The sequence below is a fragment of the Pelotomaculum terephthalicicum JT genome (assembly GCF_022410535.1).
Lineage (GTDB): Bacteria > Bacillota > Desulfotomaculia > Desulfotomaculales > Pelotomaculaceae > Pelotomaculum_D > Pelotomaculum_D terephthalicicum.
This window is the reverse complement of sequence record NZ_JAKNBL010000021.1, coordinates 39,181-54,120: the sequence shown is the minus strand read 5'-3', so window position 1 is coordinate 54,120 and position 14,940 is coordinate 39,181. Positions and strand designations below refer to the sequence as shown.

11 protein-coding genes are annotated in these 14,940 nt (G+C 48.4%); 1 reads left to right on the top strand and 10 read right to left on the bottom strand.

Annotated elements, in window-relative coordinates:
• Positions 1-89 precede the first annotated feature (89 nt).
• Positions 90-5,729 carry a GLUG motif-containing protein gene (locus L9W92_RS12335; protein ID WP_240084052.1) on the bottom strand — a complete coding sequence of 1,880 codons (5,640 nt, stop codon included), beginning with the start codon at positions 5,727-5,729 and terminating at the stop codon, positions 90-92.
• A gap of 437 nt (positions 5,730-6,166) precedes the next feature.
• Here L9W92_RS12335 and L9W92_RS12330 point away from each other — a divergent pair, with 437 nt between their 5' ends.
• Complete coding sequence (locus L9W92_RS12330) at positions 6,167-7,285, top strand: Ig-like domain-containing protein (RefSeq protein WP_240084051.1); 1,119 nt, start codon at positions 6,167-6,169, stop codon at positions 7,283-7,285.
• 5 nt (positions 7,286-7,290) lie between these two features.
• On the opposite strand, the gene L9W92_RS12325 is transcribed toward L9W92_RS12330, so the two are convergent.
• The 9 genes from L9W92_RS12325 to L9W92_RS12285 form a co-directional block, all read right to left on the bottom strand.
• Positions 7,291-9,285, bottom strand: a complete 1,995-nt coding sequence (locus L9W92_RS12325; RefSeq protein WP_240084050.1) for a (Fe-S)-binding protein — start codon at positions 9,283-9,285, stop codon at positions 7,291-7,293.
• Positions 9,286-9,321: 36 nt separating this feature from the next.
• Positions 9,322-9,540, bottom strand: coding sequence for a hypothetical protein (locus tag L9W92_RS12320; RefSeq protein WP_240084058.1), 219 nt, complete (start codon positions 9,538-9,540; stop codon positions 9,322-9,324).
• A 4-nt stretch (positions 9,541-9,544) separates the two neighbouring features.
• On the bottom strand, positions 9,545-10,279 hold the full coding sequence (locus tag L9W92_RS12315) for a hypothetical protein (protein WP_240084049.1): 735 nt from the start codon (positions 10,277-10,279) through the stop codon (positions 9,545-9,547).
• Positions 10,280-10,356: 77 nt separating this feature from the next.
• Positions 10,357-10,947, bottom strand: coding sequence for a hypothetical protein (locus L9W92_RS12310; RefSeq protein WP_240084048.1), 591 nt, complete (start codon positions 10,945-10,947; stop codon positions 10,357-10,359).
• 23 nt (positions 10,948-10,970) lie between these two features.
• The gene (locus L9W92_RS12305) at positions 10,971-11,429 is read right to left on the bottom strand and encodes a hypothetical protein (RefSeq protein WP_240084047.1); all 459 of its coding nucleotides are present in this window, start codon (positions 11,427-11,429) and stop codon (positions 10,971-10,973) included.
• A gap of 12 nt (positions 11,430-11,441) precedes the next feature.
• On the bottom strand, positions 11,442-12,341 hold the full coding sequence (locus L9W92_RS12300) for an Ig-like domain-containing domain (protein WP_240084046.1): 900 nt from the start codon (positions 12,339-12,341) through the stop codon (positions 11,442-11,444).
• 76 nt (positions 12,342-12,417) lie between these two features.
• Positions 12,418-13,251 (bottom strand): energy-coupling factor transporter transmembrane component T family protein, encoded by an 834-nt coding sequence (locus tag L9W92_RS12295; protein WP_240084045.1) that lies wholly within the window; start codon positions 13,249-13,251, stop codon positions 12,418-12,420.
• Positions 13,245-14,102, bottom strand: a complete 858-nt coding sequence (locus tag L9W92_RS12290) for an ATP-binding cassette domain-containing protein (protein ID WP_240084044.1) — start codon at positions 14,100-14,102, stop codon at positions 13,245-13,247. The genes L9W92_RS12295 and L9W92_RS12290 overlap by 7 nt, the downstream gene beginning before the upstream one ends.
• Positions 14,075-14,857: an energy-coupling factor transporter ATPase gene (locus L9W92_RS12285; protein WP_240084057.1), complete on the bottom strand. Its 783-nt coding sequence runs from the start codon at positions 14,855-14,857 to the stop codon at positions 14,075-14,077. Before L9W92_RS12285 ends, L9W92_RS12290 begins: the two co-directional genes overlap by 28 nt.
• Between the last annotated feature and the right edge of the window lie 83 nt (positions 14,858-14,940).

Below are 14,940 nucleotides of genomic sequence, written 5' to 3'. Positions count from 1 at the left end.
CGAGCAAAGCTCGCCCTTGACATCCCCAAAGGTAGTGGTTCTGAATTAAGAATATCTATAAACACCAGGAAAGGAGGACCTAACTTAAGTCAGCCAAAAATTTGTCTTGACAATGGGGAGCACCGTATGACGCCTTCATCCATATACCATATATGCACAAAATCCCAACCAACAAATGTTGCTTGTTGTTTCATCTCCTCGGTTGTCTTAGCCCCAGTGCCTGTAGATATTCCGGCAACAGTTGAATCATAATAGGAACTTATGAAGGTAGCACCGTCCGCCAGTCCATAAACGCTCGAATTCCCAGCAACTGTTCCGGCGAAATAACAGCGGGTTATTACCGGTCTTGGAGATGTACTTGTATTAATATAACCAGCCAAACCGCCAACATGACCGTAACCATTCAACGGCAGTATCGCGTAAGAATCGGTTATGGTGCTGGTAGATCCCGCGCTGCCAATTATTCCGCCTATTTTACTACTGCTTGAATTAATTCCGGTACCACTGTCCGCGTTCAGTACGGCAACTACGCTAATATTGAAATAACTGCCGTTTCCAACCAACCCACCAACACTACTTAAACTTGTATCTACCGATTTAACCGTCAAGGTTAAATTCTTAATAATTGCGTGATTACTGGAAGTCCCTTTGACACTATCAAAAAGACCTCTTGTAATGGATGTCAAGTTCTTAATAATATATCCATTTCCGTCAAAATTGCCATGGAAGTCGGGAACTGATGTCCACGTTGTATTGTCTAAGTCAATGTCATTACCTAATTTATAGAAAGCGTATATATCATATCTAATATTATTAAGCTGTTGGGCAGTTGTAATTATATACGGATCAGCAGACGTCCCCGTCCCGGAAGGCACATCACTGGTATTTATACTGGTCACATTTACAGGTTTTTCTAAGTTTCTCAGGTAAGGATAAGAACTACCTTCGTCAATTGCCCAGGTATTGGTAAAGTCCCAACCGATATAAATTGCCTCATGAGTCATTCCTGAGGTCAATTTCATTTGCGCTTTATCAGCTGGGTCGATTCCGGCAACCACGCCGTTGTAATAGGAACTGGTGAAAGTGGCACTGTCTGTCAGTCCATAAACACTCGAATTTCCAGTAACTGTTCCAGCGGAATAACAGCGGGTTATTATTGGATTCGTACTTGTATAACCAACTAAACCGCCAACGTAGCTGGAACCATTTACCGGCAATATTGCGTATGAATCGGTCATGGTAGTGTTAGATCCCGCATTGCCAATAATCCCGCCTATATTCGAACTGCTTGAGTTGATGCCAGTGCCACTATCCGCATTCAGCACGGCACCTTTGCTGATATCAAGATAACTACCGCTCCCAACTAACCCACCAACGTTATTTGCACTTGTATTTACTAATTTAATCGTTAAGGTTAAGTTCTTAATTATCGCGTGATTACTGGCTTTTCCTTTGACACTATCAAAAAAACCTTTTGTAGTGGAGGTTAAGTTTTTAATACCATATCCGTTTCCATCAAAATTGCCATGGAAGTCAGGAATCGATGTCCACGTCGTACTGTTTAAATCAATGTCATTGCCTAATTTATAGAAAGCGTAAATATCATACCTAATATTATTAAGCTGCTGGGCAGTGGCAATTATATACGGATCAGCGGAGGTTCCCGCCCCGGAAGGCACATCACTGATGTTTATGATGGTGACGTTTACAGGTTTTTCAAACTTTCTCAAGTAAGGATAAGAACTACCTTCATCAATTGCCCAAGTATTTGTAAAGTCCCAACCAGTATAAATTGCCTGATGAGTCATTCCCGAGGTCAATTTCATTTGCGCTTTATCAACGGGGTTGATTCCGGCAACTACGCCGTCATAATAGGTACTGGTGAAATTGGCGCTGCCTGCCAGCCCGTAAATACTCGAATTACCAGTTACTGTTCCGGCGAAATAACAGCGGGTTATTATTGGACTTGTGCTTGTGTAGCCAACCAAACCGCCAACTTTGCTGGAACCATTCACCGGCAGTATTGCGTAGGAATCGGTTATGGTAGTGGAAGTTCCCGCACTGCCAAGTATCCCACCTATATTGGTTTTGTTTGTATTAATTCCCGTACCACTGTTTGCATTCAGCACGGCAACTTCGCTGATATCAAGATAACTGCTGCTTCCAACCAGCCCGCCAACCGTACTTGAACTGGTGTTAATTGAATTTACAGTTATGGTTAAGTCCTTAATTGTCGCGTGAGCACGGGAAGTCCCGGTGACACTGTCAAAAAGACCTTTTGTAGTGGAGGTTAAGTTTTTAATGCTATATCCGTTTCCATCAAAATTACCATGGAAGCGGGGAATCGGTGTCCACGTTGTACCGCCCAAGTCAATGTCATTCCCTAATTGATAAGAAGCGTAAATATCATCTCTAATATCATTAAGCTGTTGGGCAGTCGTAATTATATACGAATTAGTTCCCGGCGCAGTGTCTGACCATAAATAAGGATAAGTAACACCTTCATCTATATTCCACAAATTATCAAAATCCCAACCGATAAATGTAGCTTTTTGTTTCATCTCCTCGGTTGTTTTCGCTCCGGTACCCGTAGATATTCCAGCAACCGTTGAATCATAATAGGAACTGGTGTATGTGGCGCTGCCCGCCAATCCATAAACACTCGAATCTCCGGCAACTGTACCAGCGAAGTAACAGCGGGTTATTATTGGACTTGTGCTTGTATAACCAACTAAACCGCCAACTTTACTAGAGCCATTCACCGGCAGTATGGCATAAGAATCAATAATGGTAGTGGCAGTTCCCGAACTGCCAAGTATTCCGCCTATATTTGTTTTGCTTGCATTAATTCCCGTGCCGCTATCCGCATCCAGCACGGCAACTTCGCTGATATCAAGATAACTGCTGCTTCCAACCAACCCGCCAACTGTACTTAAACTTGTATCTATTGATTGAATAGTTAATTTTAAGTTCTTAATTACCGCGTGAGTACTGGAAGTACCGGTGACACTATCAAAAAGGCCTTTCGTAGTGGATGTTAAATTTTCAATACCATATCCGTTTCCGTCAAAATTGCCATGGAAGTCAGGAATCGATGTCCACATTGTACCGCTTAAATCAATGTCATTGCCTAATTTATAAAAAGCGTAAATATCATACCTAATATTATTAAGCTGCTGGGCAGTTGTAATTACATACGGATCAGCAGATGTCCCCGCCCAGGCAGGCACATCACTGGTATCAATACTGGTAACGTTAATAGGTTTTTCTAATTTTAACAGGTAAGGATAAGAACCACCTTCGTCAATTGCCCAAGTATTTGTAAAATCCCAACCGGTATAATTCACTTGGTAAGTCATTCCCGAAGTCAATTTCATTTGCGTTTTATCAACTGGGGCGATCCCGGCAACTACGCCGTCGTAATAGGAACTGGTGAAAGTAGCGCTACCCGCCAGTCCGTAAACACTCGAGTCTCCAGTAATTGTTCCGGCAAAATAACAGCGGGTTATTATTGGACTTGTGCTTGTACTACCAACTAAACCGCCAACGTAGCTAGAACCATTCACAGGCAGTATTGCGTAAGAATCGGTTATAGTAGTGGCCGTTCCCGAACTGCCAATTATCCCGCCTATATTTGTTTTGCTTGCATTAACCCCAGCACCACTGTCCGCGTTCAGCACGGCAACTTCGCTGATATCAAGATAACTGCTGTTTCCGACCAAGCCACCAACAGTACTTGAACTTGTATTTACCGAACTAATCGTTAAACTTAAGTTCTTAATTATCGCGTGAGTGCTGGCAGTCCCTTTGACAGTATCAAAGAGACCTTTTGTAGTGGATGTTAAGTTTTTAATACCGTATCCGTTTCCGTCTAAATTACCGTGGAAGTCAGGAACCGGTGTCCACATTGTACTACCCAAGTCAATGTCATACCCCAATTTATAAAAAGAGTAAATGTCATATCTAATATTATTTAGTTGTTGGGCAGTTGTAATTATATACGGCTCGGCAGACGTTCCCGCCCCGGAAGGCACATCACCGGTGTTTATACTGGTGACGTTTATGGGTTTTTCTAAGTTTCTCAGGTAAGGATAAGAACTGCCTTCGTCAATTGCCCAAGTATTTGTAAAATCCCAACCGGTATAATTTACCTGATGGGTCATTCCTGAAGTCAATTTCATATACGCTTTATCAACGGGATCGATTCCAGCAACTACGCCGTTGTAATAAGAACTGGTGAAAGTAGCGCTGCCCGCCAGTCCGTAAACACTCGAGTCTCCAGTAATTGTTCCGGCAAAATAACAGCGGGTTATTATTGGACTTGTGCTTGTACTACCAACTAAACCGCCAACGTAGCTAGAACCATTCACAGGCAGTATTGCGTAAGAATCGGTTATAGTAGTGGCCGTTCCCGAACTGCCAATTATCCCGCCTATATTTGTTTTGCTTGCATTAACCCCAGCACCACTGTCCGCGTTCAGCACGGCAACTTCACTGATATCAAGATAACTGCTGTTTCCAACCAAGCCACCAACAGTACTTGAACTTGTATTTACCGAACTAATCGTTAAACTTAAGTTCTTAATTATCGCGTGAGTGCTGGCAGTCCCTTTGACAGTATCAAAGAGACCTTTTGTAGTGGATGTTAAGTTTTTAATACCGTATCCGTTTCCGTCTAAATTACCGTGGAAGTCAGGAACCGGTGTCCACATTGTACTGCCCAAGTCAATGTCATACCCCAATTTATAAAAAGAGTAAATGTCATATCTAATATTATTTAGTTGTTGGGCAGTTGTAATTATATACGGATCAGCGGATGTTCCCGCCCCGGAAGTCACATCACCTGTATTTATACTGGTGACGTTTACGGGTTTTTCTAAGTTTCTCAGGTAAGGATAAGAACTGCCTTCGTCAATTGCCCAAATATTTGTAAAGTCCCAACCGGTAAAAGTCGCTTGGTGCACCATTCCCGAAGTCAATTTCATTTGCGCTTTATCAACTGGGGCGATTCCAGCAACTATGCTATCGTAATAGGAACTGGTGAAGGCAGCAGTGCCTGCCAACCCATTAATACTCGATTCTCCAGTCACAGTACCAGCAAAATAACAGCGTGTTATAGTAGGGCTTGTATTTATATGGCCTACTAAACCGCCAGCGTCACTGGAACTATTTACCGGAAGTATTGCGTAAGAATCAGTTATAGTAGTGGAAGTTCCCGAAGTACCAAGTATCCCGCCTATATAGGTATTGGTTGAATTAATTCCAGTGCCGCCGTCCGCGTTCAGCACGGCGACTTTGCTGATATCAAGATAACTACCGCTTCCGACTAACCCACCAACCGAACTTAAGCTGGTGTTAATTGATTTCACAGTTAAGGTCAAGTTCTTAATTGTCGCGTGAGTGCTGGCAGTCCCGGCGATACTATAAAAAAGACCTCTTGTGGTAGATGTTAAGTTTTTTATTCCATATCCGTTTCCGTCTAGATTACCTTTAAATCCAGTAATCGGTGTCCATGTTATACCGTTTAAATCAATGTTGTTTGCCAACTTATAGGAAGCAGTTAGGTTATTTCTAACAGCATCCAGGTCACCAGGCGTTGTAATAATGAAGGGATCAGCGGTTGTACCACTACCAGTCATGGCTTCAGCAGCCGGAAGATGTAATAATGCGGCAAAATAAAACAGTGATAATAACAGAATTGCTTTACTAAAACCCCTTAGAACATTCAAGAAGTGTCAACCTCCTTGTAAAAGTAACTTATTTAAATTAATTAATTTTGTAGTAATTATGGTTAAGTTAAGTTAATATAGATAAAAATGTTACAAATTCCAATATAATAATAAAAGACTAATTATTAATAATAAATATGTCAATAGCCTAATAATAAGACAATTTGACATATAGTGTAGTATTATGTCGATTCCCGTTAAGAAAACACCGTTTGTTTCATTCATCAGGTAAAAAGCAATGGTATATATGTATGTGGATTATGTGGTGGACTGCAGGGACTATGGTTGGCTTTTGTAAGCAGTGTGCGGTAAAAACCATGTAAATTTTTCATCATCCGCCGGTACAGCCTTCATAGAATGGATGTCTTATTAGCTAAACAAATATTGTTCATTGTCAAAAATTATGGCATAATTCTAACGGGAGGTTCGCTATATCCATGAATTTTGGCAGCCGCTTGAGGCAGATTAGAGAAAGCCAGATGCTTTCAACATCCAAGCTATCCAAACAATCCGGTCTGAGTCAGTCTTTTATCTGGAGAATTGAATCCGGAGAAAAGCAGCCGACCCTTGAGACCCTTAGAAAACTATCACAAGGGCTGGGGATGAGTTTAGGCGAGTTGCTCGGTGAAGAGTTGCTGAGTGAACCTGAATCGCTAAAGATCAACCGGATTATCGGCAATATAAGAAAACTTCCGTCCGAACAGGTGGACGCGCTTGATTTGTTTATCGCCTCGCTGTCAACCGGATATGCGGCTGGGGAGAATCCGTTAACCCTGCAGGCGATTAAGCTTAACCACTCTGCTGAGGATGGCTTTGAAATTGAGGTGGTCTTCTCCGCCAATGTTTCCGCCATCATGGATCACCGGATCCCGGATGGCACGCAGAGGAATATGGCGGGCTTCCATCTATTTGACGAGGGGATGAAAGAATTGCCTATCGATGTCATCCCCGGAAACAAAAGAATGCTCGGGCGAAAAGCTGAAAGAACCTTTGTTGTCAGGCCCCGGACCCGGCTTAACGACGGCAGGGCATATAAGTTGAACATATCCAGGCTCTTGCAGGCCAACAACTACAAATATCTGAAGGAAAACCACACGATCATGTTTTCAACGCACGAAATCATAGATATCACGCCCTTTAACAAGAAACTGTGCGGCGATTATCTTTCATTCGCACTGGACAGCAGCAATATAGCGCCCGGCGACGAAAATATTCCGGTTAATATGGATATCAAGCTGACTTTTTCCAACAACGTCATTACGGACACGGTGCGGGACCACAATATGCAGTGCTTCTCTTTGGAGAACAGCAAAAAACAACCCGTCGAGATAGATGTGATCATGGCTGAACCGGGTGACAGTTCCGAGAAGAAAAAAGAAATCATCATCCATCCCAAGCATGGCTTACAGAGCAATACCGTGTATGTCCTGACAATCTCCGAAAATCTTCAGGCCGGCAATCAAAAGCTGTTGGGAACCGACAAAATTATCACTTTCACCACCGGCGGCGCAAGCATCAACGGTACCGGTGAACAAGATTGCTCATCGATTGCTTAGATGGATCACATGGCCATTTCCAATAGTTCGGCGATGTCCAGGACCTGAATTCGCTCCTGCGTCCCCTGGCGGGCCACCGTCTCCTCCATTAGCAGCTTGCAGTACGGACAGGCGGTGCAAAGCGCGGAGGCGCGGGTGGCGATTGCCTGTTGCACCAGGCTGGCGGCAATCAGATTTTCTGTCGCGGCTTTGGTCCAGAAACGGCCTCCGCCCGCCCCGCAGCAAAACGACCATTTCTCCGAGCGCCGCATTTCCACCAGCCTGACGCCGGGCAATGCTCTCAGGACTTCGCGCGGCTCGCGGTAAACATCGTTGTAACGCCCGAGATAACAGGAATCATGGTAGGTAATCGTCATATTATTGCTTTTTACGGGCTTCAGCCGGCCTTCTTTTAACAGGCCGGCCAGCAGGACGGAATGGTGGATAACTTCCCATTTGCCGCCGAACAGGGGATACTCATTTTTCAAAGTGTTGTAGCAGTGGGCACATAAAGTGATAATTTTCCGAACGCCCAACGCATGCCATTTCTTGACGTTGCTTTTTACAATCCGCTGAAAGAGAGCCTCATTTCCCATCCTGCGCGTTGTTTCGCCGCAGCACCACTCTTCCGCGCCCAGAGTTACAAAAGAAACGCCGGCTTTCTTCATTAAATTGCTCAGGGCTGTTGCCGCACTTCCGGCCCTTTCGTCAAAAGAAGCGGCGCAGCCCGGGAAATAAACATACTCCGCGCTGTTGTCTTCTGCCATCGTATGCATACCGGTGCCTGCCGGCCTGCCGGCGCTGTCGTTCCGGTCCATTCCCCACGGGTTGCCGTACAACTCGATATTGGCAAAATACCGGCGCATCTCATCAGGAAAATCATTTTTGGCCAGGACCAGGTAACGCCGCATTTCAATAATCTTGGCAGTATGTTCGACGGATACCGGGCAGGCTTCCTCGCAGCCGCCGCACATGGCGCAGCTCCAGATGAAATCCTTTTTGAAGACATTGCCGGTGACCTTTTTCTTTAAGACCCCCTGCGCCTGCTCTGAAGCAGCCTGCTTAACGCCCAGCCCTGATCTCTGCCTCAGCAGCAGCGGCGCCCTCTCTTCAATGTGCTTGCGGAGACGGCCCTGCAGTGGCTTGGGCTTGACCGGTTCGTCGCTCCGGTAAGCCGGGCACTGGTCGTTGCAGCGGCCGCACTTTGTGCAGGCGTAAGCCTCAAAAAGCTGCTTCCAAGTAAAATCCTCCATCTTGGCTACTCCCAGTGTCTTGTTGTCCGCATCTTTCAGATTTATTGTATTAATAGCCCCCCTGGGCTCCGGGGAATGCCAGTAGGTGTTAAAAGGCGCAAAGATAAGGTGCAGGTGTTTAGAGTTGGGGATAATCCAAAGCAAAGAAAAAATTGCCAAAAAGTGCGCCCACCAGAAAATGGATGCCGCCGCTGCGATGGCTCCGGCCGGCATGCCGGTGAATAAGCCGGAGAAAGCGCCGGCCAGAGGGGCGGGCCAAAGGGCGGTGCTGCCTGAATGCAGCGCCAAATTAGTCCCGTGATACAGCGCTTCGGTTAAAACGACAGTAAAAATGAGCACGAGGAGAACAATGGCTTCGATATCGTTTTTCAGCCATTCCGGTTTCCTGACCGTCCGCCGCAGGAGACAGCCGGTTATACCCACGATAACCAGTGCTATGAACAGGTCTTTTATAAAAAGGTACGGGACGTTGTTTGCCACAAAGGGGATTCCGGCGTGTAAAAGCCTTTCGGCGGCCATGTCGGGAATACCCGGTAGCAGGCATAAAAAACCGTACATGATGAAAGCGTGACACAAGCCGAAGAGTGGATAACGGCGGATCTTTTTCTGTCCCAATACGTTGGCGGCAAAATACTTCCAGCGCCGGCGCGGCAGGCCGGCGTGCTCAACCGGCCTGCCCAGGCGGATATAACAGACCCGCCGGTAAACCGTATAAATAAAATATATACACGAGACCATTAAAAGAGAAAAGAACAAATAACTTTCCATAACACAATATTTCCTTCTTGTTTTCTGTCAGGACCTTCAGCGCTTCATACAGACGAAAGAATAACGGTCAATCCAGCGCCTGAACCGGCAGTTGTAGCAGGATCTTTCCTCTTCAGCCAGCAGTTCGTCCTCATCATCCAGTACAAAGTGAGGGCAGTTGCCCGCTATTCCGGCTGCCAGCAGCCAATCATGGCTGCCGCCTCTAAACCGGACTTGGCCCCTTTTATTTTTTTTTATCCAGTCATCCATGTTCATCACCTCAATAATGCTCCAGGTGGGCGTTGGTACAGGTTTTCCAAACCAGCGCGCCTTCCCGGCGGTAAACCAGCAGGGTGCGTTTTCCTCCCAGCAGCACGGTCTTTAATTTGTGTCCCAGCCGCACCTCTTCATTTTTGTTCAGAACGTAGCCGTCCACACTCTGCACCCTTTCCACCAGGTTGCTGCATAATATCTCAGTCACATTTATGATGGCTCCGGGAACTTTGAGTTCCAGCCTGCCCTGGAAGCGCCCGTCGTTATTGGTCATTCTCAGGCCGACGCCGGCCAGCGCCCCAATCACGCCGATACCGGCGCCACCGTGTTCAGACAGGTGGACACCTAGTTTTCCGGCTAATTCATAGGCTTCCCCTTTGGTTATGATCCTCTTTTTTGTCTCATAACCATAAGCGATCAGGCTCTCAACATCCCGCAGTTGCTCCTCCGCCGCTACGCAAAGGCCGGGATCGGAACCGGGCGCGCTGTCCCGCTCCAGGCACCCGGCGGCTGCCTCGATCAGAGGTTCCAGACTGGCGGTTTCAATTTCAGCGGTAAAGCACATGGAGCTATTGTGGGAAGTATAGGCTATGTCCGGGTGCAAAAGCAGCTGATGGCGGGTCAGCCCCTGGCAGTTTCCCCAGCGCCGTTCTTCAATAATCCTGATAATCTGCTTGGCCGTCTCCCCGGTCGCTCCCTGCTCGATACTGTCGGTGTCATCAATCCCTACATATATTTTCATTTCACACACCCCGTCTAATATATCTCTTTTATATCTTCTATACCTTCTTTGCGTCTTTGCCGGCGTCTCGCCGCAGGTCAGGTCTGCCAGGATGAGGCCAGGCGCGGCTTCAATCGTTTGATCAGCATCGCCGCCAGCACTCCCCCCGCAGCGCCGAAAATGACGTGCAGCAAGGCAGCGTAACCGAATCCCACCGCCAGAAATACCACCGGTATGTCAAGGATGACACCCAGGGCAATGCTGGTCAGCAGCTTGGACCAGCTGAGCAAAGCCCCGATAATGACACCCACCCATATGGATTCCAGCTTGTTAAGAAACAGTATGGCCAGAATATCCAGCAAAACCCCTGGCACGATGCACTTGAAAGCCAGCAAAGGTCCCTCTTTGCCCAGACCGAAGACGATGGCCAGCACTCCCGAAACGATGCCCATGATGGTCCCCGCGCCAAATTTGGGGATCAGTCCTTTTCCCAGCATCAGCAAGCCCATCCAGTATACGCTGGTATGGCCCGGCATGCCTATAGGCAGTTGGAACACAAACCTGCTGACGCTTATCAGAGTCCCGAACATGGTTAACCTGATCGCGTCGGCCAGGCCTATATTAAAAATAAAACTGTCCGCCGGAGTTTTTAAGTCAGCGGACATTTCTTCCTTCTCCATGTCCAGCATAATCAGCCACACCTCTTATCATATCAATCGGCGACATAAATTTTGGCGACTTCTTTAATAATGACACGATTTCCGCCTGCTTTGTCTGCCATGGCAAAGGTACTGTTGCTGTTTGAAGACAGGACAATACCGCCGATATCCCGTGGCCCCAGCTTGATATCTTCACTGTCGCCCGCCCCGCTCACCTCGATGTATTGATAACCAGCGACCCCCGCCGAACCAAGCACGAAACCCAGCGATACTTCATTATCACCATTATCGCCGGTTTCGCCCGCGTCTTTATTCATTTCCTGCTCCTGCCGGCCCAATTGTCTGATTACGCCGGCGTCCAGATAAGCAGTGGTTTCATCGTGTTGTATTACAGGCACAAGCCTGCCGTTCCGGCTTCCTTGAGCTTTGGTAATCTGTTCGAAAAAGTAAGACCCCCCAACTATCAGGATAAGGAGCAGGATGCCGGCGATTATCCGCTTGTTAACAGTCATGTTGTCTCCTCGCTATCCTTTTTTCTTTCTGCGGGAGACTTCCACGGCTGCCCAGCCCGCCAGCAGAATGCCTGATGCCGCGGCCACAATATTCTGCAGCCGCCGGCCCCGCTGAACGGCTGCAAACTTGGCGGCGTCCGCCTCGCCCGGCGCCGCTTCATTTGGCTGGTCCAAATCAGCTTCAGCGAGTGGTTTGCTTGCTGCCGCGCTGCCACCAGTTACAGGAGTATCTTCCGGCGCGGCATCGGGTGCCGGCTCTGTACCTGTGCTGCCAGTTACTGTACTGGTGGTTGATGCGGCGCCCGCACCGCCGGTTATCTTGTTGTCCGCCAGCGCGGCGCCTGCGCTGCCCGCCGCGGCGTCAGGCGGAGCATCTTCCGCTGCAATGGCCGGCCCGGAAATTTGCCTTATTTTTTCACCGGCCGTTTTAAACCTGATCGTAACCCCTTGGTTGTCGGTGGTCATGGAAAGCGTGGAACCGCCGTTTTTTGCCACCAAATCCGGGGCGACATATAACCTGTAGCCGGTCCCCGGAGCAAGCTGCCCAGCCGGTTCCACCCAGATATACTGCCTTTTGGTAAAATCTACCGTGTCATTAATTTTGCTTAAGATAAGCGCCAGCTCTTTGCCGTTTTCATCATAGAGATGAAAACAACGTTTGTTTTTTTCCCAGTAGATCAAACTCACGACATTCTTGTCAAATTGCATGGTGATCTTTGGTTTCAGCGGTACATTATCTGCCTTGATGATACTGGTTCCGTTATCAAGCGTTGCTGAGACAAGGCCCAGTGGTTTAAAAACACCCTGATCGTTTCCTGGCCCGTCGTCATTATCTCCGTAGGCGGCTAACGGTAAAGCGCTCAGAAGGACCGTGAACAGCAGCAGGGCAAGCAGTCCTGATCGCCGCCGCATTTTCCCGTTTGTCACATTTCCCTTTCCTTTCTTCCTGTGGTTTTATTTCACCCTCCACAACGGGTAACAAGAAGAGCTAACGTAAATTTTGCAGTGACTGCACCGGCAAGGCCGCGCAGTATATATACAGCAGCGGCAAAATACTTACCGCGGCTGTTATGGCCAGCGCCGCCAGATCACGGCGGCCGAAGCGCAGGTTTTTGGTCCGGCTGTGATGCGGCCCCCCTGTGTAGCACCTGCTTTCCATAGCCACGGCCAGGTCGGTGGCCCGCTGCAGCGAACCCGCCACCAGAGGTATGAGCACTGCCAGCAAAGTTTTTAAACGCACCAGCTTCTTCGGTGACGCAAATGGCGCCCCCCGGGATTTCTGAGCTTTGGTGACGGTCTCCGCCTCTTCTATCAGAGTGGGGATGAATCTTAGAGAAATCGTCACCAGCATGGCAAACTGATTTACCGGCACCCTGAGGCGGGTCAAGGGAGCGAACAAAGCCTCCAGCCCCCCGGCCATCTTCATGGGCGAAGTAGTCATGGTCAGGATGGTGGAACTAAGGAACAGGATAAGCAGGCGCAAGAATGTAGCCAGTCCCCGGTATACTCCTTCTATGGTCACTGTCAGCGGTCCCAGGCTGAACAGGGGATTTCCCTGGGTATATACGCATTGCGCCAGAAAACTAAAAATAAAAATAATCCATAGCCATTTAATCCCGCGCAAGACTGACGGCAAATTTATTTCCGACAGGAAAATCACCATAAAAATCAAGCCCGTGTTGAGCAGGAGCACCGGCCAGTTATAATTGACCAGTATGGCTGTAACTACGATCAGCCCCCCCAGAAGCTTGGTGCGCGGGTCCAATCGATGAATTAAAGAATTGCCGGGTACGTATTTTCCCAACTTCATTCTTCTCAACATTTAATCCTCTCCAGGACCCTGCCAATCTCGCCGGCAGCTTCTTCCACGGTCAAAACCCCGGTTTTCACTTTCAACCCCCGTTTTTTTAAATTATGCAGTAATTTCAGGTAATCCGGCAGCAGCAGGTCATAGTTCGGCAAATCATCGCGCGCCAAAAGCTCCCTGGCCGGTCCCCACGCCCGCAGGCGGCCGTTATCAAGCAGAGCGACGCGGTCCGACAGAACGATGAGCTCGTTGATGTAATGGGAAACCATAATGACGGTAACATCCTGTTCTTGCCGATATCTTTTAATGGCAGCAAGAATATGGGCGCACCCCTCGGGATCCAAGCCTGCCATGGGTTCATCCAGGACCAGGATATCCGGCTTCATCGCCAGAATGCTGGCAATAGCGATGCGGCGCCGCATCCCGCCGCTCAAACACAGCGGTGAAACGGCGCGCACCTGTTCCGGAACAAGCCCCACGTTTGCCAGGGCTTCATCAACCCGGACCTCAATTTCCGCCCTATCCAACTCCATATTGCTCAGCCCATAGGCCAGCTCGTCGTATACTGTCGCTTCAAAAATTTGCTGTTCAGGAAACTGGAACACCATACCCACATACTTCCACAGCTGCGACCCGTAGTGCTTATCCCGCGTATCAAAGCCCAGCACGGATATGCTTCCGGATTGAGGGTATAAAAGACCGTTAAAATGCTGAATCAGGGTTGACTTGCCGGAACCGTTGGCGCCGATAATCCCCAGAAATTCACCTTTTTCCACCGACAAGGTGATATTATCGAGAACCTTTTTCTCGTCTGGCGTCCCGCCATTATATGCATAGCTCAAGTTGTTGATTTCAATAACCGGCATATACTGTTCTCCATCTGCTCCAAAGTGCTGATCCGTTCGTCCAGCAGGCAGCCGCGCTTTCTGAGCATTTGAGCCAGACGCACAATATTCGGTGGCTTTAAATCAAGAGTTTGACCGGCCTGGTTGAATATTTCCCATGGCGGCGCGTCACGGACAATACTCCCTTCCTGCAGCACGATGATCCGGCCGGCCCCGGCCAGGTCCTCCATATTGTGGGAAATCAAGATGATGGTGATCCCCTGCCGGTTGTTCAGCTCCCGCAGGTAGTCGAGAATTCCCTGCCTGCAGGTCTGGTCCAGCATGGAGGTCGGTTCATCCAGCACAAGACAGGCAGGCCGCATGGCCAGGGCCGCCGCTATGGCCACCCGCTGCTTCTGGCCCCCGGACAGCATGTGCGGCGACTTATGCCGCAGTTCCTCCAGCCCCACGATCTGCAAGGCCTCTTCCACGCGAATTTCAATTTCCCGCAGCGGCAGGTTCAGATTTTCCGGCCCGAAAGCTATTTCCTCCTCGATAACCGGACTAACCAACTGGTTGTCCGGATTCTGAAAAACCATGGCCACCTGGCGGCGTATCTCTCTGATATGGCGCCGCTGGCGAGTGTCCATGCCGTTAACCATGACGCTGCCGGCGGAAGGAAGCAGCAGGCCGTTCAGCAAACGGGCCAGGGTGGTTTTGCCGGAGCCGTTCTTCCCGGCGATGCCCACGAATTCACCTGGCTTTATGGATAAATTCACAGCTTTTAAAGCGCGGATTTTGCCGCCCTGGCTGCCGGCATATTCTTTGCTGACGTTTATTAACTGGATTCCCGGCGAGTTGATAGCGCATCATCACCTTT